This window comes from Dactylosporangium sp. NPDC051087, assembly GCF_055586325.1.
In genome coordinates this window covers 626893-650101 of record NZ_JBVJIJ010000002.1, presented here as the reverse complement: position 1 = coordinate 650101, position 23209 = coordinate 626893, and the positions used below count along the sequence as shown (strand labels likewise).

Annotated in this window: 21 protein-coding genes and 1 pseudogene; 16 read left to right on the top strand and 6 right to left on the bottom strand. The window is 73.3% G+C overall.

Annotated elements, in window-relative coordinates; all coding sequences use genetic code 11:
* From ACZ6TV_RS06630 to ACZ6TV_RS06605, 6 genes and pseudogenes are all read left to right on the top strand, one after another.
* A pseudogene (locus ACZ6TV_RS06630) lies at positions 1 to 674 on the top strand (IS701 family transposase); the annotation flags it as partial.
* Between the two features lie 107 nt (positions 675 to 781).
* A complete protein-coding gene (locus ACZ6TV_RS06625) occupies positions 782 to 1225 on the top strand; it encodes a carboxymuconolactone decarboxylase family protein (protein ID WP_465296085.1) in 444 nt (147 codons plus the stop codon).
* A complete protein-coding gene (sigJ, locus tag ACZ6TV_RS06620; RefSeq protein WP_465296084.1) occupies positions 1222 to 2076 on the top strand; it encodes an RNA polymerase sigma factor SigJ in 855 nt (284 codons plus the stop codon). The genes ACZ6TV_RS06625 and sigJ overlap by 4 nt, the downstream gene beginning before the upstream one ends.
* A 7-nt stretch (positions 2077 to 2083) precedes the next feature.
* Complete coding sequence (locus ACZ6TV_RS06615) at positions 2084 to 2620, top strand: SigE family RNA polymerase sigma factor (protein ID WP_465296082.1); 537 nt, start codon at positions 2084 to 2086, stop codon at positions 2618 to 2620.
* Entirely contained in the window at positions 2617 to 3402 is a 786-nt protein-coding gene (locus ACZ6TV_RS06610; protein WP_465296080.1) for a hypothetical protein, read from the top strand. Before ACZ6TV_RS06615 ends, ACZ6TV_RS06610 begins: the two co-directional genes overlap by 4 nt.
* Before the next feature lie 58 nt (positions 3403 to 3460).
* Entirely contained in the window at positions 3461 to 5053 is a 1593-nt protein-coding gene (locus tag ACZ6TV_RS06605; RefSeq protein ID WP_465296078.1) for a GMC family oxidoreductase, read from the top strand.
* On the opposite strand, the gene ACZ6TV_RS06600 is transcribed toward ACZ6TV_RS06605, so the two are convergent.
* On the bottom strand, positions 5037 to 5642 hold the full coding sequence (locus ACZ6TV_RS06600; RefSeq protein WP_465296076.1) for a DUF998 domain-containing protein: 606 nt from the start codon (positions 5640 to 5642) through the stop codon (positions 5037 to 5039). The two genes, ACZ6TV_RS06605 and ACZ6TV_RS06600, sit on opposite strands and share 17 nt — an antisense overlap.
* Before the next feature lie 15 nt (positions 5643 to 5657).
* A complete protein-coding gene (locus ACZ6TV_RS06595) occupies positions 5658 to 7769 on the bottom strand; it encodes a ThuA domain-containing protein (protein WP_465296074.1) in 2112 nt (703 codons plus the stop codon).
* 179 nt (positions 7770 to 7948) lie between these two features.
* Between ACZ6TV_RS06595 and ACZ6TV_RS06590 the strand changes: the two genes are divergently transcribed.
* The 5 genes from ACZ6TV_RS06590 to ACZ6TV_RS06570 are packed head-to-tail and all read left to right on the top strand — an operon-like array spanning position 7949 to position 10747.
* Positions 7949 to 8425: a MarR family winged helix-turn-helix transcriptional regulator gene (locus ACZ6TV_RS06590; RefSeq protein WP_465296072.1), complete on the top strand. Its 477-nt coding sequence runs from the start codon at positions 7949 to 7951 to the stop codon at positions 8423 to 8425.
* Positions 8403 to 8819 (top strand): organic hydroperoxide resistance protein, encoded by a 417-nt coding sequence (locus ACZ6TV_RS06585; protein WP_465296070.1) that lies wholly within the window; start codon positions 8403 to 8405, stop codon positions 8817 to 8819. The genes ACZ6TV_RS06590 and ACZ6TV_RS06585 overlap by 23 nt, the downstream gene beginning before the upstream one ends.
* Complete coding sequence (locus ACZ6TV_RS06580) at positions 8816 to 9826, top strand: NADP-dependent oxidoreductase (RefSeq protein ID WP_465296068.1); 1011 nt, start codon at positions 8816 to 8818, stop codon at positions 9824 to 9826. Before ACZ6TV_RS06585 ends, ACZ6TV_RS06580 begins: the two co-directional genes overlap by 4 nt.
* Positions 9823 to 10191: a DoxX family protein gene (locus tag ACZ6TV_RS06575; protein ID WP_465296066.1), complete on the top strand. Its 369-nt coding sequence runs from the start codon at positions 9823 to 9825 to the stop codon at positions 10189 to 10191. The genes ACZ6TV_RS06580 and ACZ6TV_RS06575 overlap by 4 nt, the downstream gene beginning before the upstream one ends.
* Before the next feature lie 4 nt (positions 10192 to 10195).
* Positions 10196 to 10747, top strand: a complete 552-nt coding sequence (locus ACZ6TV_RS06570; RefSeq protein ID WP_465296064.1) for a GNAT family N-acetyltransferase — start codon at positions 10196 to 10198, stop codon at positions 10745 to 10747.
* Between the two features lie 23 nt (positions 10748 to 10770).
* Here ACZ6TV_RS06570 and ACZ6TV_RS06565 read toward each other — a convergent pair whose 3' ends face one another.
* Positions 10771 to 12237: a hypothetical protein gene (locus ACZ6TV_RS06565; RefSeq protein WP_465296062.1), complete on the bottom strand. Its 1467-nt coding sequence runs from the start codon at positions 12235 to 12237 to the stop codon at positions 10771 to 10773.
* Positions 12238 to 12346: 109 nt separating this feature from the next.
* Here ACZ6TV_RS06565 and ACZ6TV_RS06560 point away from each other — a divergent pair, with 109 nt between their 5' ends.
* The 3 genes from ACZ6TV_RS06560 to ACZ6TV_RS06550 all read left to right on the top strand — a co-directional run bounded on the left by ACZ6TV_RS06560 (position 12347) and on the right by ACZ6TV_RS06550 (position 15402).
* On the top strand, positions 12347 to 12889 hold the full coding sequence (locus ACZ6TV_RS06560; RefSeq protein ID WP_465296060.1) for a hypothetical protein: 543 nt from the start codon (positions 12347 to 12349) through the stop codon (positions 12887 to 12889).
* 189 nt (positions 12890 to 13078) lie between these two features.
* Positions 13079 to 14161 (top strand): hypothetical protein, encoded by a 1083-nt coding sequence (locus tag ACZ6TV_RS06555; protein ID WP_465296058.1) that lies wholly within the window; start codon positions 13079 to 13081, stop codon positions 14159 to 14161.
* Positions 14162 to 14211: 50 nt separating this feature from the next.
* Complete coding sequence (locus ACZ6TV_RS06550) at positions 14212 to 15402, top strand: MFS transporter (protein WP_465296056.1); 1191 nt, start codon at positions 14212 to 14214, stop codon at positions 15400 to 15402.
* Here ACZ6TV_RS06550 and hrpA read toward each other — a convergent pair.
* A complete protein-coding gene (gene hrpA / locus ACZ6TV_RS06545; protein ID WP_465296136.1) occupies positions 15372 to 19223 on the bottom strand; it encodes an ATP-dependent RNA helicase HrpA in 3852 nt (1283 codons plus the stop codon). The genes ACZ6TV_RS06550 and hrpA overlap by 31 nt on opposite strands.
* Positions 19224 to 19635: 412 nt before the next feature.
* Here hrpA and ACZ6TV_RS06540 point away from each other — a divergent pair, with 412 nt between their 5' ends.
* The gene (locus ACZ6TV_RS06540; protein WP_465296055.1) at positions 19636 to 20307 is read left to right on the top strand and encodes a pentapeptide repeat-containing protein; all 672 of its coding nucleotides are present in this window, start codon (positions 19636 to 19638) and stop codon (positions 20305 to 20307) included.
* Positions 20308 to 20360: 53 nt separating this feature from the next.
* Here the strand turns inward: ACZ6TV_RS06540 and ACZ6TV_RS06535 are convergent, their stop codons facing one another.
* Positions 20361 to 20780, bottom strand: a complete 420-nt coding sequence (locus ACZ6TV_RS06535) for a RidA family protein (protein ID WP_465296053.1) — start codon at positions 20778 to 20780, stop codon at positions 20361 to 20363.
* Positions 20781 to 20943: 163 nt separating this feature from the next.
* Here ACZ6TV_RS06535 and mug point away from each other — a divergent pair, with 163 nt between their 5' ends.
* The gene (mug, locus tag ACZ6TV_RS06530; RefSeq protein WP_465296051.1) at positions 20944 to 21513 is read left to right on the top strand and encodes a G/U mismatch-specific DNA glycosylase; all 570 of its coding nucleotides are present in this window, start codon (positions 20944 to 20946) and stop codon (positions 21511 to 21513) included.
* A 210-nt stretch (positions 21514 to 21723) separates the two neighbouring features.
* Here the strand turns inward: mug and ACZ6TV_RS06525 are convergent, their stop codons facing one another.
* Entirely contained in the window at positions 21724 to 23187 is a 1464-nt protein-coding gene (locus ACZ6TV_RS06525) for a carboxylesterase/lipase family protein (protein WP_465296049.1), read from the bottom strand.
* Positions 23188 to 23209: the final 22 nt, after the last annotated feature.

Sequence of the window (23209 nt, the reverse complement as noted above, 5' to 3'; positions counted from 1 at the left end):
GTGACCTCGGTCTGGGCTACGTTCTGGCCGTCTCCTGCAACCACCTCGTCCCGGTCGACGGCGGCAAGGCTCGCCTGCGCGCTGACCGGATCGCAGCCGGGCTGCCGGCCTCGGCGTGGCACCGCCGGTCGGCCGGCGTGGGCTCGAAAGGGCCCCGCTACTACGACTGGGCCTGGCTCGGTGACGTCAACACCGACACCGACCCCGCCGACGGCGGGCAGCACAGCCTGCTGATCCGCCGCAACACCAGCACCGGCGAGCTGGCGTTCTACCGCTGCTGGACACCACAACCGGTCACCCTCGCCCGACTGGTCGCAGTGGCCGGGATCCGCTGGAGCGTCGAGGAATCGTTCCAGGCCGGCAAGAGCCAGGTCGGGTTGGACCAGCACCAGGTCCGTCGGTGGAACTCGTGGCACCGGTTCGCCACCCTGGCCATGGCAGCCCTCGCCGTGCTGACGATCTGCGCCGCCGACGCCGCCCGCACACCAACCGCCGCCACCGACCTGATCGACCTCACCGTCAACGAAATCCGCCGCCTCATGAACAGCCTGCTGATCAGCCCAGTCCACGACCTCGCCCACCGTCTGCGCTGGTCACAATGGCGACGCCGCCACCAAGCCCGAGCCCGCCGCTCCCACTACGCACGACGACTCAGCGCCGAGCTTCAGCCATGATCCCGAACGGCGGCTGCCGTACTAGTGCCTGCGACCAGTGGCGCAGCACACACCGTCCCGGGCCGCGAACCTGTCACGTTCCGGGTGGGGTGCGCCGTCGTGCTTGCATGACCACACAGCGGATGACGATCAGTGAGATCAACCCCGAGGCGTACCAGGCGGTGCTCGGGCTGGAGAAGTACATCAGGGCGCATGTGGACCCGGCGTTGCTGCACCTGCTCAAACTCCGGGCGTCGATCCTGAACGGATGCTCGTTCTGCGTCGACATGCACACGACGGAGGCCATCGCCGAGGGTGAGGACACCCGGAAGCTGTTCGCCGTGTCGGTGTGGCGGGAAGGCCCGTTCTTCGACGAGAAGGAGCGGGCCGCGCTCGACCTCACCGACCACGTCACCCGGCTGGGCGAGCACGGCGTGCCGGACGACGTGTGGGACACCGCGGTGGAGCACTACGGCGAGCAGGGGGTTGCGGACCTCCTCATGGTCATTGCGACGATCAACGTGTGGAACCGTCTCTCCGTCGCGACCAGGAACCAGCCGAAGGTCGCGTGAGCGAGGAGTTCCTCGCGCACCGGCGGATGCTGCTCGGCCTGGCGTACCGCATGGTCGGCACGCTGTACGACGCCGAGGACGTCCTGCAGGAGGCCTACCTGCGGTGGTCCCGCGCCGACAGGTCCGAGGTCGCCGAGCCGCGCCGCTACCTGACCAGGGTGGTGGCGCGGCTCGCCGTCGACGCGCTCCGGGCCCGCCAGGCGCGGCGGGAGGAGTACCCCGGGACCTGGCTGCCGGAGCCGGTCAGCACCGGGCGGCCCGACCCGTCCGGCCTCGCCGCGGTGATCGACACGTCCGACGTGTCGATCGCCGTGCTGCACCTGATGGAGCGGCTGACCCCGCCGCAGCGGGCCGTGTACGTGCTGCGGACCGCCTTCGAGCTGCCGTACGCGGAGATCGCCGGGATCCTCGAACGGGCCGAGGAGGACTGCCGGCAGCTGCACCACCGGGCGGGCGCCGCGCTCGCCGGGCGGGCCAGGTTCAGCACCGACCCGGCCGAGCACGCCCGGCTCCTCGAAGGGTTCGTGGCGGCCGCCCGCGACGGCGACGTCGCCCGCCTCGAAGCGCTGCTGCACGAGGACGTCATCGCGTGGAACGACGGCGGCGGCAAGGTCAGGACCGGCCCGAACCCGATCCGCGGGCGGGCGAAGGTGGTGCGCTTCTTCACCGGCATCATGCCCGACCGGCCGTTCGCCGCCGTCCCGGCCGGGGTCAACGGCGGGTACGCGCTGCTCGTCGACGCGAGCTTCCGGTACGCCATGTGCCTGTGCGTCGTCGACGGCCGCATCCACGACCTGTTCCGGATCGCGAATCCCGCGAAACTCTCAACCTTTGCGGCGGCGGGCTCGTAGTAGGGGTATGCGCGACTTCGACGAGTTCGCCGCCGCGGCGACCCGGCCGCTGCTCCGGCTCGGCTGGCTGCTGACCGGCGACCCCGAACAGGCGCAGGACCTGGCCCAGACCACGCTGATCCGCACCTACGGCGCCTGGCACCGGGTCAGGCACGGCGACCCCGGCGGCGGTGACCCGCTCGGCTACGCCCGGCGGGTCATGGTCAACCTGCACACGGACTGGCTGCGCCGGCGGCCGTGGCGGGAGCAGCCGCGCGCCGAGCTGCCGGACACCGGCACGCACGACGGGGGCCAGGGCGCCGTCGAGGACCGCGCCGCGCTCGTCGCCGCGCTGCAGGCGCTGACCCGCCGGGAGCGGGCCGCGATCGTGCTCCGCTACTACGTCGACCTGTCCGAGCAGGAGACGGCGCAGACCCTCGGCGTCAGCGTCGGCACGGTCAAGTCCGTCTGCTCGCGGGCCCTCGCCAAGCTGCGGACCAGCCCGGCGCTGCGCGACGGCCACCGGGCAGATCACCCCTTCGTCCCGACGGGAGACCGCACATGAACACGGAGATCGAGCTCGGCGAGCGGCTCACCGACGCCGCGGCGGCCGCACCGGACCAGCTGGGTGTCACGATCGAGGAGCTGCGCCGGCGGGGGGCACGGCGCCGGCGGACCCGGATCGCGGTCACGTCCGCGGCGGTCGTCCTCGCCGTGGCCGGCGGTGCCGCCGCGGTCGCTCCCGGCGGCGGGTTCGGCGGCGGCACGGGCACCGCCGGCGACGACGGCATGGCGGCGGTCGGCGCGCCCCCGCCCACCGGCGCCGGCCCGTTCACCGGCCCCCCGGCGGAGCCGGGCGACCCGGAGAAGGAGCTGCTGGCCGTCGCCCCGGCGGCCACGATCGACACGGGCGAGGCGGTCGACCGCGGGACGCTCACGATGTGGTTCACGGTGCGCGAGGACCGGTTCCTGCAGGCCGTCGGGGTGCGCGGACCGGACGGGCGGCTGTCGCTGCACGGCGTCACCAACGACCCGGACGTGACCGGCGACGGGCCGGGCGGCCCCGGGTTCCACGCCGGGTGGGAGTTCGGCGCCGGGCAGGACCGGTTCCTCACCGGGTACTTCGTCGGCGACGTCACGACGGTGACCCTGACCGCCGACGGCAGGCCGCTGACCGCGAAGACCGCCGCCTGGAGCGGCGACCCGGCCGTGCACGTGTGGTGGGTGCGGGTGCCGCAGGCGCCGGACATCCTGTGGAAGGCGGCGCAGGTCCGCGACCTGACCGGGCTCGACGCGGCGGGCAGGGTCGTGGCGGCCGTGCCCGGCGGCGGCGTCGGCGCCGGCTGACGCCTCCCCAGCGGCGCGAAGTCGGCGTATGGTCGATGGCCGAGGAGGCCCGCCCGCCATGCCTGCTGAGCGTTCAGGACCGTCCGCGTTCGACTACGTCGTCGTGGGTGCCGGACCGGCCGGCTGCGTGCTGGCCAACCGGCTCTCCGCGGACCCCGGCACGAGCGTGCTGCTGCTGGAGGCCGGCGGGCCGGACAAGGCCCGGGAGATCCGGATCCCGGCGGCGTTCAGCAAGCTGTTCGCCACGCCGTACGACTGGAACTACCGCACCGCGAAGCAGCCGGGGCTCGCCGGCCGGGAGCTCTTCTGGCCGCGGGGCAGGACGCTCGGCGGGTCCACGTCCATCAACGCGCAGATGTGGATCCGCGGCTGTGCCGCCGACTACGACGACTGGGGCGTCGAGGGCTGGTCCTACGCCGAGGTGCTGCCGTACTTCCAGAAGGTCGAGCGCCGCATCGGCACGGGCGACGGCACCGGCACGTACGGCACCGGTGGTCCACTGTGGATCCGGGAGCTGCGCAGCCCGCACAGGATCACGGCCGCGTTCCTGCGGGCGTGCGCCGACGAGGGCATCCCGGCGACCACCGACCTCAACGGCCCGGACAACAGCGGCTGCTCCCCGACGCCCGTCACGCAGCACCGGGGCGCCAGGTGGAGCGCCGCCGACGCCTACCTGAGGCCGGTGCGGAAGCGGCCCAACCTGACTGTGCGCACGGACGCGACGGTCGACCGGTTGCGGCTGGCGCGGCGCCGGGTCGTCGGGGTCGCCTACAAGGACGCCACCGGGACCGTCACCGAGGTGACGGCGCGGCGCGAGGTCCTGCTGTGCGCCGGTGCCGTCAACACGCCGCAGATCTTGCAGCTGTCCGGGATCGGCGCCCCGGACGTCCTGCGCGCCGCCGGCGTCGAGCCGGTCCACGAGCTGCCCGGCGTCGGGGCGAACCTGCAGGACCACCTGTCCGCCGGGGTCGTCCTGACCTGCCCGGAGCCGATCACGATGTTCGCCGCCGAGTCGCTCGGCAGCGTCGCCCGGTATCTGTTCGGCCGGACCGGGATGCTGTCGTCGAACGTCGCGGAGGCGGTCGCGTTCATCGCACCGGACCGCGGCACGCCGCCGGAGATCGAGCTGATCTTCGCGCCGGTGCCGTTCGTCGAGCACGGGATGGTGCCGCCACCGGCGCACGGGCTGACGGTCGGGGTGGTGCTCCTGCAGCCGCGCAGCCGCGGCACCGTCACGATCAGCGGGCCGACCGCCGCAGCGCCGCCGGTGATCGAGCCCGGCTATCTCACCGACGAGGCCGACCTGCGGCGGCTGATCTGGGGTGTGCGGGTCGCCGAACGCCTCGTCCGGTCCCCGGCGCTCGCGCCCTACACCGGGGAGCCGTTGGCGCCCTACGGCGGGGTCGTCGACGACGACGGGCTCGCCGAGTCGGTCCGCCGGCACTCCGAGACGCTGTACCACCCGGTCGGCACGTGCCGGATGGGCACCGGCGACGACGCCGTGGTCGACCCGGCGCTGAAGGTGCGCGGGCTGACCGGGCTGCGGGTCGTGGACGCGTCGGTGCTGCCGGTCATCAACCGCGGGCACACGATGGCGCCGGTCTACATGATCGCGGAGAAGGCCGCCGACCTGATCACCGCGGGCCGCTGACGGCGCCGGACCGGGCCGTCCGGCGCAGGAGCAGGACGGCCGCCAGGGGCCAGAGCGCCTGCGCGGCGGCGGCGAGCCGTTCGGCGAGGCCTACCAGTACACCCGCCGCCAGCGCCAGGCAGAAGAGCACGACCAGCGCGGAGAGGACCGCGGTGGCGCCGCGCAGGAGGGCCGCCGGGATCGGCTGGGGTGCGCCGCCCGGGACGCGGCCGAGCGCGGGCCACAGCGCCAGGCAGGCGAACGCGACCGTCGCCGCGAGCTGATGCGCCGCCGACGAGCCGGTGGCGGGCAGCGGGAACGCGGCGACGAGGAGCGTGCCGATCCCGCCCGCGGCGAGCATGACCCGGCCGGGCGTGGCGAGGGCGCGCAGGCCGAGGGCGGTGACGGCGTGGCAGAGGCCGACGCCGAGCAGGGCCACGGTCATCACCCAGCGGTGGGCGGCGCCGTGGCCCGCGAGGGCGCTGATCGTGTCGCGCAGCGCGTCGAAGCCGGCCGGTTGGAGCGCGGCGGCGAGGGTCCAGCCGCCGATGAGCAGGACCGGTGCGGTGGCCGAGGAGACCACCGCGGACCACCGCACCGGATCACGCATGTCCAGCAGTATGCGTCAGGAGCCGTACACCTCGAGCTCCCACAGCGAGTAGCCCCACTGCGTCGCCCGCTGGGTGCCGTTGACCCGCAGGTAGCGGCCCGAGCCGTTGACCGTCACGTCGTCGATGCCGCCGTCGCTGGTCGTCGTGCTGTAGACGTTCGTCCAGGTGTTGCCGTCCGGCGAGGTCTGGATCTGGTACGCCTTGCCGTACGCCGTCTCCCAGTTGAGCCGCACCCGGTTGATGGTCCGGGTGGCGCCGAGGTCGAGCCGGATCCACTGCGGGTCGGCGTAGGCGCTGCCCCAGCGGGTCCCGGTGTTGCCGTCCACGGCGTTGGCGCCGTTGTGCGCGCTGCCGGGCTCGACCGACGACACGGTCACCGGGCAGTTGCGGCACAGCGACTGCGGCCCGGTGCTCGGGGTGCCGTACACGTTGACGTCGAAGATCGAGTAGCCCCAGGCGGTGCCGCGCTGGGTCTGGTTGATCCGCACGTAGCGGCCGGTGCCGCTCAGCGTGACGTCGTCGACGCCGCCGTCGCCGGTCGTGGTGGTGTAGACGTTGGTCCAGGCGCTGCCGTCCGCCGAGGTCTGGATCTGGTACGACTTCGCGTACGCCGCCTCCCAGTTGATCCGGACCCGGTTGAGGGCGTACGAGGCGCCGAGGTCGACCTGCCACCACTGCGGGTCGGCGTGCACGCTGCCCCAGCGGGTGGTCGCGTTGCCGTCGACGGCGTTCGCGGCGACGAGCGTGCTGTTGGGCTCGACCGACGACGCGGTCGCGGTCTTGCCGCGGGCGATGTCGGTGGCCGGCTGGCTGCCGTCGGTCTTGATCCGGATGTTGCGGTAGAAGATGTCGGCGCCGGCGCCGTCGTTCTGCACGCCGATGTAGCCGGTCTGGATCGCCCGGGTGCTCATGTAGTCGTTGATCTTCACGCCGTTGAGCCAGATCTCGACCCGCTGGCCGTGGACGCCGACCTCGTAGGTGTTCCACTGCCCGGGCGGGTTGAGGGCCGCGGCGCGCAGGGCACTGTCGGGCGCCTTGAAGCTGTAGACGCTGCCGGTGGTGCGCGACGGGTCGGCGTCGGTGGCGTCGATCTGGATCTCGTGGCCGGCGTTGACCGGGCCCCAGGGGTCACCGTTGGGGTCGGGGAAGCCGATGAACACGCCGCCGTTGTCGTCGCCCGGCATCTGCCAGTCGACCTTCAGCGAGTAGTTGGAGAACTGGCTCACCGGGTACCAGAGCAGCCCCATCCCGCCGAAGCTGGTGAGGGTGCCGTTGGCGAGCGTGAACCCGCCGGGGCCGGCCTGGCGCCACTGGTTGAGGCTGGCCTGGCTGCCGTCGAACAGCGCCTGGTAGCCCGTCTCGGGGCGGCAGTCGGCCTGGGCCTGGCCCGCGGCCCACTTGATGCCGCCGAGGAGGTGGGCGGTGAAGTTCGCCTCGGTGTAGGACGCCTCGGTGTGGCCGAGTCCCGTGTACCAGCTGCGTCCGCCGTCGAACTGCTTGCACCAGGAGATGGGGTGGTCCCCGGCCATCGAGCCGCCCGAGTAGGAGCTCTCGTCGAGGCTCATCAGGACCTTGGCGGTGCTGCGCGGGTTGGTCTGGTAGTTGTACCACTCGTCCGTGCGGGTCCAGGTCTGCGGCAGGTGCGCGGTCGCCGGGTTCGCCCGGTCCTCGACCTTGATCGTCGCCTGCTGCTGCGCGGGGTGCGAGGCGAACCAGGCGCCGACGAGGTTGCCGTACCAGGGCCAGCTGTACTCGGTGTCGGCGGCGGCGTGCACGCCGACGTAGCCGCCGCCGGCCCGGACGTAGGTCTCGAACGCGGACTGCTGCGTCGCGTCGAGCACGTCGCCGGTGGTCGACAGCCAGATGACGGCCTTGTACTGGGCGAGGTTCGCGGCCGTGAACGCCGCGGCGTCCTCGGTCGCGTCGACGGCGAAGTTGTTCGCGGTGCCCAGCGCCTGGACGGCGGCGATGCCGTTGGGGATCGAGCTGTGCCGGAAGCCCGCCGTCTTGGAGAAGACGAGGACCTTGAAGGCGGGGGCGGCGGACGCGGGGGTGGCCGCACCACCCGCGGCGAGGACGGTCGCGACGGCGGCCGCCGCGATCAGTTTCCGAACGGGTATACGCACAGGACGTGCTCCTTCCGGATGGATCGCGGGCCTGTGCGGGACCGTCGCGATCGCGGGGAGGGAGGAGCGCGCCGAACGCACCTTCCGTTGCTTCTGTCAGAACTTTGCCCCGGATAAACAAAAGTGTCAATGGGTCACTTAAGTCGTGCACGACTTAATCGCGTGCTACCGTTTTGGGCGTGAGGGATGTTCTGGCACTGGACCAGCAGGTCTGCTTCGCGCTCTACACGGCCTCCCGGGCCGTCACCGCGCGCTACCGGCCACTGCTGGACGAGCTGGGCATCACGTACCCGCAGTATCTGGTCCTACTCGTGCTCTGGGAGCACGACGGCAGGACCGTCAAGGAGCTCGGCGCCGCGCTGCGGCTCGACTCGAGCACCCTGTCGCCGCTGCTCAAGCGCCTGGAGGCGGCCGGCCTCGTCACGCGGGCGCGCCGCGCCGACGACGAGCGGTCCGTCACCGTCCAGCTCACCGGGGCGGGCGCCGCGCTGCGCGAGCGGGCCCGCGCCGTCCCCGCCAGGCTCGTCTGCGAGGGCCGGGAGGGCGGGCTCGGGATCGACGAGCTCGACGCCCTGCGCGAGACCCTGGTCCGCCTCACCGCCACACTCACCGACCTGCAAGGAGATGCTCCTGATGGCAGTCCTGTACACCGCTGACGTCACCGCCACCGGCGACGGCCGCGACGGCCACGTCACCAGCACCGACGGCATCATCGACATGGACGTCGCCGTGCCGAAGGAGATGGGCGGCGCCGGCGGGGCGACCAACCCAGAGCAGCTGTTCGCGGCGGGCTATGCGGCCTGCTTCCACAGCGCGCTGCGGATCGTCGCCCGCCGGGCCAAGGCGCCCGTCGACGGCAGCGAGGTCAACGCCCGGGTCGGCATCGGCCCCAACGGCAGCGGCGGCTTCGGGCTCGAGGTCACCCTCACGGTCACCCTGCCCGGCGTGGAGGCGGCCGCGGCCCAGCAGCTCGTCGAGGCCGCGCACCAGGTCTGCCCGTATTCCAACGCGACCCGCGGCAACATCGACGTCAAGCTGGAGCTGGCATGAGCGGGCCGGTCACGGGCAAGGTCTGGCAGCTCGCCGCCCGGCCCGAGGGTTTCCCGTCGCCGGAGGACTTCCGGCTCGTCACCGAGGAGCTGCCGGCGCCGGGCCCCGGGCAGGTCCTGGTCCGCAACGACGTCATGTCGGTCGACCCCGCGATGCGCGGCCGGATGAACGACGTGCCGTCCTACGTGGCGCCGTTCCAGGTCGACGCGGCCCTCGACGGCGGCGCGGTCGGCACCGTCGTCGCTTCGCAGAGCCCGGACCTGGCCGTCGGCGACAGCGTGCTGCACGGGCTCGGCTGGCGGGAGTACGCACTGCTCGACGCGAAACACGCCCGGGCCGTGGACACCACGGTCGCGCCGGCGTCCGCGTATCTCGGCGTCCTCGGGATGCCGGGGCTCACGGCGTACGCCGGACTCCTCGACGTCGCGAAGATGCGCCCCGACGAGACGGTCTTCATCTCCGGCGCCGCCGGGGCGGTCGGCACCCTCGCCGGGCAGATCGCGCGGCTGCGGGGCGCACGGCTCGTGATCGGCTCCGCCGGGTCCGCGGAGAAGGTGCGCTACCTCGTCGACGAGCTCGGCTTCGACGCCGCGTTCAACTACAAGGACGGCGACATCCGCAAGCAGCTCAAGCAGCTCACGCCCGACGGCATCGACGTCTACTTCGACAACGTCGGCGGGGAGCAGCTGGAGGCGGCGCTGTTCCGGATGAACGTGCACGGCAGGGTCGCCGTGTGCGGGGCGATCTCGCAGTACAACGGCCCCGACGCGACCGGCATCCGCAACCTCACCCTGCTCATCAGCAAGCGGATCACCATGCAGGGGTTCCTGGTCCTGGACCACTGGGGGCGGCGGCAGGAGTTCATCGGGGAGATGGCCGGCTGGCTGCGGGAGGGGCGGGTGCAGGTCGCGGAGACGTTCGTCGACGGGATCGACCACGCCGTCGACGGGTTCCTCGGCATGCTCCGCGGGCAGAACCTCGGCAAGATGATCGTCCGGCTGACGTGAGCAGGTCCGCGCTGGCGCTGGCCGGGCTGCTCGCCGCGGCCGGGGTGACGCACCTGGTCAACCCGGGGCCCTACGACCGGATCGTGCCGCGGTCGCTGCCGGGGGCGCCGCGGACCTACACCTACGTGAGCGGGGTCGCCGAGCTCGCCCTCGCCGCGGGCCTGGCCCACCCGCGGACCCGCCGGGCGGCCGGGCTCGCCTCGGCGGCCTTCTTCGCCGCGGTGTTCCCCGCCAACGTGAAGATGGCCGTCGACTGGCGGCACGCGCCGCCGGTTCGCCGGGCCGTCGCGTACGGGCGGCTGCCGCTGCAGGTGCCCCTCGTCCTGTGGGGGTTGCGGGTGGCCCGGCAGGCCCGGGTTCAATAGACGGATGCTGCGAACTGCACGGCTCGAGCTGCGACGGTGGCGGGACGAGGACCGGGTGCCGTTCGCGGCGCTCAACGGCGACCCGGAGGTCATGCGGTTCTTCCCGCAGCCGCTGACCCCCGCCGAGAGCGACCAGATGGTGGACAGGATCGAGGCGCAGTTCGCCGAGTACGGCTACGGGCTGTGGGCCGTCGACGTGGTCTCCCCCGAGCCGCTGGGCTTCATCGGCTTCGTCGGGCTGGCCTGGCAGCGTTTCCCGGCGCACTTCACCCCGGCGCTGGAGATCGGGTGGCGGCTCGCCCGGTCCGCGTGGGGGCACGGGTATGCGACGGAGGCGGCGGTCGCGGCGCGGGACTTCGCGTTCCGGCCGGCGCCCGGCGGTGCCGGGATGGCCGAGATCGTGTCGATCACGACCCGGACCAACGAGCCCTCGCAGGCGGTGATGCGGCGGATCGGCATGACCTGCGACCCGGCCGACGACTTCCGCCATCCCAACCTGGCGCCGGACCACCCGCTCGCCGATCACGTGCTGCACCGGTTGCGCCGCCCCGCCTGAGCCGGTGCGGCCGGTGCCGCGGCTCAGCGCAGCAGCTGCAGGTGCAGCTGGAAGGCGACCTCGGCGTTGCGGATCGCCGGCGGGCGCAGGGCGAGCAGCTGCCGCTCCAGGACCACCTGCAGCTCGCGGGGCGGTGCCTCGGGCCGGGCCATGATCCGCACCCCGACCGGGCGGGACGGGCCGAGCCGGAACTCGACCATCAGCTCCTCGGTGCCGTGCCGCACGCCGGTGAACGCCCGGTCGACGATGCCCCTGGCCCGGTCGATGAAGTCGCCGAGCTCGGCCGGGGTCGTCGCCCGGCGCACCTGCTCCTCCGGCGTGAGCAGCACGATCCGCCCGCGGTCGACGTGCCGCAGCGCCCGGCGGTCGTCCGCGGCGCCGTCCTGGCCGGCCCGGCCCCGGGCGGCGCTGCCGGACACCGGCTCGGACTGGGTGCCCGGCCCGGGCCGCACCGCCTGCGCCGGCCGCGCGCCGGGCCCCCGGCGGGGTTCCAGGCGCAGCGCGAGGGTGCTCACCGCGCCCGCGGGCAGGCCGATCTCGATCGGGCGGCCCGCCTCGACCGCCTGGCGGAGCCGGGCGTACATCGCGCCGGTCAGCAGGACCGCGAAGCCGTCCTCGACCTGGCGGGCGGTCGGCTCGGCGGTGCCGCGGACCAGCAGCAGGAAGTTGCAGCCGATCCGGGCCGAGCGCTCGCCGCCGGGCGCCACGATCGCGGCCGGGCCCTGCTGGCCGGGGGTCCACACGTACGTCTGCGGGACGTCGGCGAGCCCGGGCAGGAACGCGCACACGTCGGCGGCCTCGCGCAGCGCCTCCTCGAACGCCTCCAGCTCCTCGTCGGCGCCGCCGATGTAGGAGGTCGCGTCGCCCGCGGTGATCGTCAGCTCGAGCCGGTCGCCGATGTGCACGACCCGCAGGAACGGCAGGTTGTACGCGGGAGCCTTCGACAGCATCGTCGCCGCGCGGAACTCGGCGTCGTCGACGACCGGGGCACGGCCGGGACGGAACCACCACGGGTGCGGGTAGTAGCGCTCCTGCGCGCCGAGCAGCGACAGCACCCGGGCGTGGCCGAAGCGCTGCACCACCGCGGTCTCGCCGGCCAGCAGCGGCAGCGCCACCAGCGGGGGCCTTTCGAAGGTGGCCGTCACGGGGATGTCGTCGGGCGCGGCGGCGTAGACGAACCCGGTCACCCGGCCGTCGACGTCGATGCCGGGCTGGCCGAAGACGCTGACGTCGCCGGCCTCGACGAGGCTGCCCTCGGCGGCGAGCCGGTGCACGGTGCGGGCCATCGACAGCGGGTAGCCGGGGGCGGGCGCCCCGGTGCGGACCACCGCGAACACCATCTCCCGCTGGCCGTGCCGCTCCAGGCCCTCGGTGGTGTACAGCAGTGCGGGCAGCATGCCGGAGGCCGTGCGGATGCCACCCTCGTCGATGGCGACCGACAGCTGCCGGGGGATGAGGACCTCCCGGCCGACGGGTAACGCGGAGCCCACGGGGCCGATCATCGCATCCGCGCGCAACAGTTGACCTTGGACGAACGGCTGCCGCCGCCGTCCCGCCCGCAGGGTGGCGCTTCCAGGTGCGGCCCGCGACGATGGTGTGATGCGGATGACGTCGGAGCCGCCGGCCGAGTACGTTGCGTTCGTCTCCCGCCACCTGGAGCCGTTGCGCCGCGACGCCGTGCGCGTCGTCGGCGGCGAGGAGGACGCGGATCATCTGTACGTCGACGTCCTCACCGACGTCGCGACCCGGTGGAGCTGGCTGGAGCTGCAGCGCACCAGGCTCGGGCACGAGAGCGCCGCCGACGACTTCCTCGGCCGGGTCTTCGCCCGCCGGTCGGAGCGGTACTTCCTCGGCGAGGACGGGTTCGGCCACGACGACCTGCAGATCCAGGTGATACCGGAGCATCCGCACGAGCCGCCGGCCCGCCGCGTGTATGTCAGCACCGCCGTCCGGCTCGCGCCGATGCTCGTGCCGCGGCGCAGGAGCAGCGCGTTCGTCGCCGGGCCGGTGTGCGAGGCGGCGATCGCCTGGTGGCACGCGTACGAGGCGATCCGGCGCCGGAGAATGGCGTACGTCGGGTTTGTCGCGATCGCGCTGCTGATGGCCCTCGCGAGCGTCAGCGCACCACCGGCGCCGGCGTGACGCATGCCACCTTCGGGCGGCGCGGCGGCGTTCACCGGTCCATTCCGTAGGTGTTCGGCCTGTTCCGGCCGGTCCGGTCGCGGGCGGTCCGGCCCGCTCCGTCCGGGTGGCGGGCCCGGGGCCACCGGCACCCGGCACGCCGGTTTGACGGATCCTGCTAGTGTCCGCCGAGGGCCGGTTGGGGGTGACATGAGCACGACGACACGGGACACGACACGCCGGGCAGGTCGCGCTGCGGTGTGCTCGGCGGGTTCCGAGCAGGCAGCGCGCCGGATCGCACGCGCGGTCGCGTCGCTCGGGGTCGTCGCCGCCGTCGCCGCGGGCGGACTCGGCTCGCTCCTGGTCGCCGGGCCCGCGCACGCCGCCACCGCCGAGACCGACATCGAGGCGAAGGTCGGCAACAACACCATCCAGGGCAAGGCCGGCGGGAAGGCCGCCATCGGCTTCCAGATCACCAACCGCGGCAAGATCGACGCCGGGGTGACCGTCACGATCCAGGTCCCGGCCAACTCCGAGATCGAGTCGGCCGGCGGCTGCACCGTCGGCGGCAACCGCCGCGCCGCCAGCTGCCAGCTGCCGCTCAAGGCCGGCGCGTCCGTCAACGGCTCGGTCCAGGTCGTGCTGAAGACCGCCGGCGACGGCGACGGCGCCGTCGTCGCCCGGCTCACCGCCGGCCAGAAGATCACCGACCCGAGGGACAGCAACAACGCCGACCGCTTCAAGATCCGGGTCGCGGGTGCGAGCGCCACGCCGAGCGCGTCGAAGACGACCCGCGCGCCGAGCAGCGCGGCCGCCGACCCGACCGGCACCTCCGACGAGGTCATCGCCCCGCCGGAGGCCGGCAACGGCGCGATCCCGCGCGAGGACCCCACCAGCAAGCCCGCCAGCAGCTCCGGCGGCCTCGGCTTCGGGTTCTGGGTCGGGGTGGTCGCCATCGTCGCGGCGCTCGGGCTCGTCGGCAGCCTGTTCTACTTCCGCCGCAAGGACCGCCTCGAGCCGGACACGGGCGTGTTCCACCTGCCGCCCATGCCCGGCAACGACAACCCCACGTCGGTGATCACCCCCGGGGTGTACGGGTCGCCGCCCCCCGCCCATGGCCAGGGCTTCCCGGGCGCCCACGGCGCCCCCGGCGCGCCGAGCGTCTACGGCGTGCCGGCCGCCGCTCCCCCGCCGCCCGCCTTCCCGCCGCCGGCCGCACCGCCGGGGGCACCGGGTCACGGACCGGGTGCCAACGACCAGACCGTCATCATGCGCAGGCCCGACAACCTGTGAGCTGACCGCGCCGGATGGCCGGATCAGGACCCGGCGGGCACGATTGAGCGATGCGCAGCGATCGGTCCACCTCGATGCGGCAGGCCGCACTCGGCACGGCCCTCGTCTTCACGGCCAGCGGCGCGCTGCTCGGCACGTGGGTGTCGCGGATCCCGGCGGTCGTCGACCGCCTCGACATCACCGCCGGTGAGCTCGGCCGGGCCCTGCTCGCGCTCGGCATCGGGTCGCTGCTGTCGATGCCGCTGACCGGGCACGCCTGCCGGCGCGTCGGCAGCCGCGCGTGGGTCGCGGGCACCTCGGTGCTCGCCGCGGCGGTCCTGAGCTGCGTCGGGCTGGCCACGAACCTGGTCCAGCTGACGGTCGCGCTGTTCGCGCTCGGCATGGTCTACGGCTCGTGGGACGTGGCGATGAACGTCCAGGGCAGCGCCGTCGACCAGCGCGCCGGGCGGGAGTGGATGCCGCGGTACCACGCCTGCTGGAGCCTGGGCTCGATCCTCGGCGCGGCGGCCGGCTCCCTCGCCGCCCGCAACGACGTCGGGACCGGCACCCATTTCGCGATCGCCGCGTGGTGCGCGGCCGGCGCCGCGTTCGCCGGGCTGACCCGGTACGTCGACGAGCGGGCCGAGCCGGCGGCGGCCGGGGACGCCGGGGAGCGGCGGCGTTTCACCGTGACCCGGGTGCTGCTGCTCATCGGCGCGCTGACGTTGTGCGCGACCGTCATCGAGGGCGCCGCCGCGGACTGGCTGGCGCTGTACCTGCACACCGGCCGCGGGTTGTCGGAGGCGTCGGCGGCGCTCGGCTTCACGGTCTTCGCCACCGCGATGACGGTCGTGCGCTTCGCCGGTACACCTGCCACGGCGAGACTCGGCAGAGCCGGCGCGGTCCGGGCAGGTGGTGTCCTCGGCGTCGCCGGCGTGCTCGTCACGGTCCTGTCGCCGTGGCTGCCGCTGACGTACGCCGGTGCGACGCTGTGGGCGGCCGGGGTGTGCCTGGTGTTCCCCGCCGCGGTGAGCGCCGCCGGGGAGACCGACCGGCCCGCCGAGTCGATCGCGCTGGTGACCACCATCGGCTACGGGTCGATCCTGGTCGGCCCGCCGCTCATCGGCGCGCTCGCCGACGTGGTCGGGATGCAGCGGGCGCTGCTGACCCTCGCGGCCCTCGCCGCCGCCGTGGCCGTGCTGGCGCCCGCGGTCGGGTCGCGCACCGCCGATCAGTCCGGCAGCGCGTCCATCGCCCGGTAGATGCGTACGTCGGAGACCGGGTACGCGGTGCCGAGCGCCTGCGCGAACAGCCCCACCCGCAGCTCCTCGATCATCCAGCGGATCTCCCGCAGCTGCGGGCTCATCGTCATGCTGGCGACCAGCTGGTCGTACTCCCGCTGGACCTCCTGCACGGTGGCCATGCGGTCCCGGTCGCGGGCGGTGTCCGTCGGGACCTTCTCCAGCCGCTTCTCGATGCCGCGCAGGTACCGTTCGAGGTCCGGGAGGCGCTGCCAGCCGGTGTCGGTGACGAAGCCGCGGTACACCAGCCGCCCCAGCTGCCCGCGCATGTCGGTGAGCGCGGGGAGGAGCAGCGGGTTCTTCGTGCGGGCGAGGCGCTGCTCGACGTCGTAGGACGCGGCGAGGATCCGGCGCACGTTGCCGACGACCTCGAGGGTCAGGTCGACCATGTCGGCGCGGACCTTGTCGCGGAGCTTCGCGAACGCCTCGCCGTCCCACACGGGCCCGCCGGCGTCGGTCATGAGCTGGTCGACGGCGCACGCGGCGCAGTCGTCGAGCAGGTCGACGGCGTTGCGGTGCGGGTTGCGGCTCAGGGCGAGCTTCGCCTCGTTGGACAGCCGGCCCCCGACGAACTTCGCCGCCGGCGGCAGCGTCAGCTGCAGCAGGCGGCGGGTCCCGGCCCACATCTCGTGCCGCTGCCGGGCGGGCAGGTCGAAGGCCTTGACCGCCACCGACGCGCCCTCGTCGACCAGCGCCGGGTAGACGGTGAGGGTGTGCCCGGCGACGGTCCGCGACAGGCTCTGCGGCAGCGTGCCGAAGTCCCAGCTGGTGCTGCCGGTCCGGGTGACGTCGGTCGCCGCCTCCGCCACCGTCGCCTGGACCTTCGGCGCGAGCCGGTCCCGCAGCTGCGGCAGGCTCTTGCTCTCGGCGAGGACGGCGCCGCCGTCGTCGACGACCCGGAACGACATCTTCAGGTGCTCCGGCACCTTGGTCAGGTCCCACGCGTCGCGCGGGACCGTCACCCCGGTCAGCCGGCGCAGCTCCCGCTCCAGGGCCTCCAGGAGGTGCCCGTCGCGGATCGGCATCCCGGCCAGGGCGTCGCGGGCGGTGTCCGGCGCCGGGACGAAGTTGCGCCGCAGCGTCTTCGGCAGCGACTTGATGAGCGCCGTGACGAGGTCCTCGCGCAGGCCCGGTACCTGCCAGCTGAAGTCGGCGTCGCGGACCCGGCCGAGCAGCGGCAGTCCGATGTGGACGGTGACCCCGTCGGCGTCGGCGCCGGGCTCGAACTGGTACGTCAGCGCGAACCGCTGACCGTCCTGCTCCCATGCGTCGGGGTACTGGTCCTTCGCGATCCCGCCGGCGGTGTCGTTGACGAGCATCGCCGGGTCGAACGTGAGCAGGTCCGGCTGGTCCCGGCGGGTGGCCTTCCACCAGCTGTCGAAGTGCCGCCCGGAGACGACGTCCTCGGCGATCCGCTTGTCGTAGAACTCGAAGAGGGTCTCGTCGTCGACGAGGATGTCGCGGCGGCGGACCCGGTGCTCGAGCTCCTCGACCTCCTCCAGCAGCCGCCGGTTCTCGGCGAAGAACGCGTGGTGCGTCTCCCAGTCGCCCTCGACCAGCGCGTGCCGGATGAACAGCTCCCTGGACAGCGCCGGGTCGATCCGGCCGTAGTTGACCTTCCGGGAGCTGACGATCGGCACCCCGTACAGGGTGACCTTCTCCATCGCCATGACGGCCGCGGCCTTCTTCTCCCAGTGCGGCTCGCTGTAGTTGCGTTTCACCAGGTGCTGCGCGAGCGGCTCGATCCACTCGGGCTCGATGCGGGCGGCGACCCGCGCCCACAGCCGGGTCGTCTCCACCAGCTCCGCGGCCATCACCCAGCGGGGCGTCTTGCGGAACAGCGCCGAGCCGGGGAACACCGCGAACTTGGCGCCCCGCGCGCCGAGGTACTCGCTCTTGTCGGTGTCCTTGAGCCCGATGTGCGACAGCAGTCCGGACAGCAGCGACACGTGGATGTTGAGCGGGGCGGCCGGCTCCTCGTTCGGTGTCACGTCCATGCTGCGCAGGACCGAACGCAGCTGGCTGAAGATGTCCTGCCACTCGCGGACCCGCAGGTAGTTGAGGAACTCGGCCTTGCACAGCTTGCGGAACTGGTTGCTGGACAGCTCCTTCTGCTTCTCCTGCAGGTAGTTCCACAGGTTGACGTAGCCGAGGAAGTCGGAGTCCTTGTCGGCGAACCTGGCGTGCAGCTGCTGCGCCTGCGCCTGCTTCTCCACGGGCCGCTCGCGCGGGTCCTGGATGGACAGTGCGGCGGTGATGACCATGACCTCGCGGACGCAGCCGTTGCGCTCGGCCTCCAGGACCATGCGGGCCAGCCGCGGGTCGACGGGCAGCTGCGACAGCCGCCGGCCCAGCGTCGTGAGCCGCTGGCCGCTCTCCAGCGCGCCGAGCTCCTCCAGCAGCTGCACGCCGGCGCTGACGTTGCGGCGGTCCGGCGGGTCGATGAACGGGAACGCGGCCAGGTCGCCCAGGCCGAGCGAGATCATCTGGAGGATGACGGACGCGAGGTTCGTGCGCAGGATCTCCGGGTCGGTGAACTCGGGCCTGCCGTCGAAGTCCTCTTCGCTGTACAGCCGGATGCAGACACCGTCGGACGTGCGGCCGCAGCGGCCCTTGCGCTGGTTCGCCGACGCCTGCGAGACGGGTTCGATCGGCAGGCGCTGCACCTTCAACCGGTGGCTGTACCGGGAGATGCGGGCGGTGCCCGGGTCGACGACGTACTTGATGCCGGGGACCGTCAGCGACGTCTCCGCGACGTTCGTGGCGAGCACGACCCTGCGGCCCTGGTGCGACTGGAACACCCGGTGCTGCTCGGCGAAGGACAGCCGGGCGTACAGCGGCAGGATCTCCGTGTTGCGCAGGTCGAGCTTGGTGAGCGCGTCGGCGGTGTCGCGGATCTCCCGCTCGCCGCTGAGGAAGACCAGGATGTCGCCGGGGCCTTCGGCCTGCAGCTCTTCGACGGCGTCGCAGATCGCGTCGGTCTGGTCGCGCTCCTCCTCGCCCTCGTCGGGCGCCTCGATCGGCCGGTAGCGGACCTCGACCGGATAGGTGCGGCCGGACACCTCGACGATCGGGGCGTCGCCGAAGTGCCGGGAGAAGCGCTCCGGGTCGATGGTCGCCGAGGTGATGATCACCTTCAGGTCGGGGCGCTTGGGCAGCAGCTGCCGCAGGTACCCGAGGATGAAGTCGATGTTGAGGCTGCGCTCGTGCGCCTCGTCGATGATCAGCGTGTCGTACTGCCGCAGGAGGCGGTCCTGCTGCATCTCGGCGAGCAGGATGCCGTCGGTCATCACCTTGACCATCGTCTGGTCGCCGGACTGGTCGGAGAACCGGACCTTGAACCCGACGGTCGCGCCGAGCTCGCTGCCCAGCTCCTCGGCCACCCGCTCGGCCACGGTCCGCGCCGCGATCCGCCGCGGCTGCGTGTGGCCGATCTGCCCGGTGACGCCGCGGCCGAGCTCGAGACAGATCTTCGGCAGCTGGGTCGTCTTTCCCGAGCCGGTCTCGCCGGCGACGATGACGACCTGGTGGTCGCGGATCGCGGCGAGGATGTCGTCCTTGCGCTGGCTGACCGGCAGCTGCTCCGGATAGGTGATCCGCGGCGTGCCCGCCCGGCGGACGGCGACCCGCTGCTCGGCGCGCTCGACGTCGGCGCGGATGGCCTCGGCGATGGCGGCGGCGTGCGGGGACTTCTTCGCACCCTCGATCCGCCGGCGGAGCCGGTGCTGGTCCTGCGGCATGAGTCCGCTCAGGCGGGCCCTCAGCTCGCGCAGCGCGCTCAGGTCCGGTCCCCCGTCGGGGCGCTCCTGAACGTCCTGGTCCCGGCGGGGTCGCCGGTTCGGCCCTTTTCCGCTCCTCCGGCCGGGTGCTCCCGCCCTCGGCGGATCGGCCTTCGGGGGACCAGCCTCCGGCGGACCGGCCTTCGGGGGACCAGCCTCCGGCGGACCGGCCTTCGGGGGACCGGCTTCTGGTGGACCGGCCTTCGGTGGACCGGCCTTTGCTGGATCGGCGGTGGGCCCGCTGCCCTCGCTGCGGCGGGGCTCGGTCTGGCTGGAGGGCTGGGGCACGTCAGACATAACGCTCGCAAGAATAGGCACGCGTCGCCGCGATTGCCCGGTGATTTTCCGCTACCTGGACTTTCCGGCCGCGCGGCCCTCTCGGCAAGTCGTCACTCCTGCCACTACCGTCACAGCCATGGCCTCCTCGAGCAGACCCGCCGTGCCCGCGAAGCCCCGGCCGCCGAAGGCGCTGGAGCTGGCGACCGTCGAGCAGGACGACCTCCGCGACGAGGACGCCTACACCGGGCTCGGCTTCTACGACCTGGAGCTGACCGGCCGGTCGGCCAAGGGCGCGGAGTTCCGGCAGTGCCGCTTCAACCGCGCCGACCTGAGCGGCACGGCGTTCGTCAAGGTGTCGCTGACCGACTGCCTGGTCGAGCGCTCGAACTTCGCCAACCTGCACGGCGACCAGTCGTCGCTGATCCGGGTGGCGGTCAGGGACTCGCGGCTGACGGGCCTGCAGTGGCTCGACGGGGTCCTGCGCGACGTGACGCTGCACGACTGCCGCATCGACCTCTCGGTGTTCCGCGCGACCACGTTCGGCGCGGTGGTCTTCGAGGACTGCAACCTGGCCGGCGCGGACTTCACCGGCGCCGACCTGGCCGGCACCACGTTCACCCGGTGCGACCTGACGGGCGCCCAGTTCTCCGCCGCGACGATGACCGGTGCCCGGCTGACCGACTGCGACCTGTCCGGCATCGGCGGGGTGACCAGCCTCGCCGGCGCCACCGTCAGCACCGGCGACCTGATCACCCTGTCCCGCGCCCTCGCCGCCGCCCTGGACATCAGGCTGTCGGACGCCTCCTAGCCGGTCGTCGGGGGCGGCCCGCTCCATCTGGGCCGGCCCGGGGGCAGCCCGCTTTATCTGGGCCAGCCCAGGCCGGGTGCGACGCGGCTGCCGCCGCGGCGGGCCGTGACCTCGATCTCGATCCGCATCCGCGGGTCGGACAGCCCGCACACCTGCATCGTCGCGGCCGGCCTGACCTCGCCCAGCCACTCGCGCAGCACCGGCCAGCACGGCTCGAAGTCCGCGGCGTCCGGCAGCAGATACCGCACCCGCACCACGTCCGTGACCCCGGCGCCGGCCTCCCGCAGCGCGGCGTCGATGTTGACCCAGCACTGCCGCGCCTGCGCCACCACGTCGCCGGAGATCGTCATCGACGCGTAGTCGAAGCCCGTGGTCCCCGACACGTGCACCCAGTCACCGTCCACGACCGCCCGCGAATACCCGATCTCCCGCTCGAACGTCGACCCGCTGGAGATCAACCGCCGCTCACCCATGCCGCCCACGGTAGTGGACCGGCAGAGCTGACCGAGCCGGCGCATCAGATCCACGTCGTCGGACATCACCCAGCAACCGGATCGGCGTAGAACTTCCGGAAGCCGGCCGCTGCGTCGGTACGCACGTCGACCGGCCGCCGCCGGTGCTGGCATGCTTGTCGGCATGGCGTCGACAGTGAGCCGGGGCGCCCGCCCGAGCCGTGCCGACCTGGCCGCGGCGGCGGACAAGGTGCTGCCGGACGTCATCGCGCCGGGGCTGGACGTCCTGCTCTGCGGGATCAACCCCGGCCTGTGGTCCGCGGCGACCGGGCACCACTTCGCCCGCCCCGGCAACCGCTTCTGGCCGGCGCTGCACCTGAGCGGCTTCACCCCGCGGCAGTTCCTGCCGGCCGAGCAGGACCAGCTCATCGGCCTCGGCCTGGGCATCACCAACCTGGCCGCCAGGGCCACCGCCCGCGCCGACGAGCTGACCCGTGACGAGCTGACCGCCGGCGGCGAGATACTCAAGGCGAAGGTGCTGCGTTTCGCACCCGCCTGGCTGGCTGTGCTGGGCGTGACCGCGTTCCGCACGGCGTTCGGCGCGCAGCGGGTCAAGGTCGGCCCGCAGGAGCAACGGTTCGGCGGCGCGCGGCTGTGGATCCTGCCCAACCCGAGCGGCCTCAACGCCCACTTCACGCTCCCCGCGCTCGCCGCCGAGTTCGCCCGGCTGCGGCAGGCCACGACGGCACCGTGACCACCGGCGCAGGACGGTCAGACGGTCGACTGCCCCCGGGGCGGTGAGACGGTCGCGCCGACGGCGACGACCGGCTCGCGGTCGTCGAACGCCGCACCGGCGTCCGGTCCGAGTCCGGACCAGCTCCACGAGCAGCACCCGTCGATCGTCCTCAGACTCCTCCCGGACGAGCGACACCGAGCCGGTGGAACACCCGGCACCGGCACCGGGTCATGACCAGGCGGCGTACTCCTCCGGGCGGGGATTCTCGGTGAGCCGCCAGTCCGGGCCGAGCTGCTGCACCCGGCGCCGGCCCGGTGCGGAGGGTGGCCAGCCCGGTTCTCCGGTCGCGGCGAAGCGGACCCACGTTGCGTGGATGCGGCGGGCCAGGCTCGCCGGAGGGGCTGCGGTGCCGAGCAGCTTGCGGTGTCCGCGCAGGCCCGGTAGGTCGAGCATGTCGAAGACGAACGGCAGGTCCAGGACGTGGCTCGCGCCGAGGCGGCCGTCCAGGCTGTCGGAGCGCCACGTGAACTCGTACTCGTAGGTCGCGGCCGGGGCCGGGGTGTGGGCGGCGGCCATGGCGCGAGTGCCCGCGCCGAACAGGCCGTCGCCGAGGATCGCGATGCGGAGGTCCGCTGCGGTGGCGTGCGGTCTGGTTCGCCGGTACGCGGTGATCAGCGCGACGGGATCGTCGTGGAAGCGGGCGGCGGTGGCTGTCACGTCGGCGTCTGTCGTGTTGTCGAGCAGGCCGTGGGGGGCCAGGTACAGCGCGCCCTCTTCAGCGGTGTTGCCGATGAGCAGCGGGATGTCGCCGGGTACCGCGGCGGCGGGCTGCTCGTCCAGGACGAGGCTGAACGGGGTGATGCCGCCGAGCGGGTCGCGGGCCGCGGGCGTGGTGAGGTCGAGCCCGGAGAGGTGGGGGATCACCTGGACGAGACGGTCGTCGCTCAGGTCGGCCAGGGTCCGCGCGGACGGGTCGACGTCCAGCCGGCGGCCTACGGCGTCCGTGACGACCTGGGCCTGGCCCGCTGTGAAGGCGCCGCGGCCGTTGCCGCTCTGCATGGCCGCCCGGTGCAGGAGCCCGGCGGCGGCCGGGTCGGCGAGCACGCCGCCGACGATGGTGGCCCCCGCGGACTGACCGGCGAGGGTGACGTTGCCGGGGTCGCCGCCGAATCGGGCCGCGTTGTCCTGGACCCAGCGCAGGGCGGCGAGCACGTCGAGCAGGCCCCGGTTGTCGGGCGCGTCGTGCAGGTGCAGGAAGCCAGGGATGCCGAGCCGGTAGTTGACGGTGACCAGCAGGACGCCGTCGCGGGCGAAGGCGCTGCCGTCGTACAGCGGGGCGTTGCCGGAACCGGCGACGCAGCCGCCGCCGGGGACGAAGACCAGGATCGGCGCGGGCCGGTCGGCCGGCTGCGGCGCCCAGATGTCGACGGTGAGGTAGTCGTCGCCGCGGCGCCAGCCGGGGCCGAAGTACGGCGACATGTCCAGGGCGCCGAACATGTCGCGGGCCGGCTGCGGCGCGGTGGGCCCGGGGCGGGTGGCGTCGCGGACCCGGTCCCAGCCGGGGTGCGGCTGCGGCGCGGCGAAGCGGCCCGCCGCGGTAGGCCCGGCGGCGTAGGGCACACCGAGAAACACGGTGCCGGTGGGAGTGCTCCGGCCGCGGACCGGCCCGGAGGTGGTGGTGACGTCGAGCATGGTGCGGCTCCTTGGACGGGCG

Coding starts and splice junctions, on each gene's coding strand:
- ACZ6TV_RS06580 (WP_465296068.1), top strand. CDS start 8,816: ATGAGCGGGCCGGTCACGGGCAAGGTCTGGCAGCTCGCCGCCCGGCCC.
- ACZ6TV_RS06570 (WP_465296064.1), top strand. CDS start 10,196: ATGCTGCGAACTGCACGGCTCGAGCTGCGACGGTGGCGGGACGAGGAC.
- ACZ6TV_RS06535 (WP_465296053.1), bottom strand. CDS start 20,780: ATGGGTGAGCGGCGGTTGATCTCCAGCGGGTCGACGTTCGAGCGGGAG.
- ACZ6TV_RS06585 (WP_465296070.1), top strand. CDS start 8,403: ATGGCAGTCCTGTACACCGCTGACGTCACCGCCACCGGCGACGGCCGC.
- ACZ6TV_RS06625 (WP_465296085.1), top strand. CDS start 782: ATGACCACACAGCGGATGACGATCAGTGAGATCAACCCCGAGGCGTAC.
- ACZ6TV_RS06550 (WP_465296056.1), top strand. CDS start 14,212: ATGCGCAGCGATCGGTCCACCTCGATGCGGCAGGCCGCACTCGGCACG.
- ACZ6TV_RS06605 (WP_465296078.1), top strand. CDS start 3,461: ATGCCTGCTGAGCGTTCAGGACCGTCCGCGTTCGACTACGTCGTCGTG.
- ACZ6TV_RS06560 (WP_465296060.1), top strand. CDS start 12,347: ATGCGGATGACGTCGGAGCCGCCGGCCGAGTACGTTGCGTTCGTCTCC.
- ACZ6TV_RS06525 (WP_465296049.1), bottom strand. CDS start 23,187: ATGCTCGACGTCACCACCACCTCCGGGCCGGTCCGCGGCCGGAGCACT.
- ACZ6TV_RS06600 (WP_465296076.1), bottom strand. CDS start 5,642: ATGCGTGATCCGGTGCGGTGGTCCGCGGTGGTCTCCTCGGCCACCGCA.
- ACZ6TV_RS06555 (WP_465296058.1), top strand. CDS start 13,079: ATGAGCACGACGACACGGGACACGACACGCCGGGCAGGTCGCGCTGCG.
- mug (WP_465296051.1), top strand. CDS start 20,944: ATGGCGTCGACAGTGAGCCGGGGCGCCCGCCCGAGCCGTGCCGACCTG.
- ACZ6TV_RS06615 (WP_465296082.1), top strand. CDS start 2,084: ATGCGCGACTTCGACGAGTTCGCCGCCGCGGCGACCCGGCCGCTGCTC.
- ACZ6TV_RS06540 (WP_465296055.1), top strand. CDS start 19,636: ATGGCCTCCTCGAGCAGACCCGCCGTGCCCGCGAAGCCCCGGCCGCCG.
- ACZ6TV_RS06610 (WP_465296080.1), top strand. CDS start 2,617: ATGAACACGGAGATCGAGCTCGGCGAGCGGCTCACCGACGCCGCGGCG.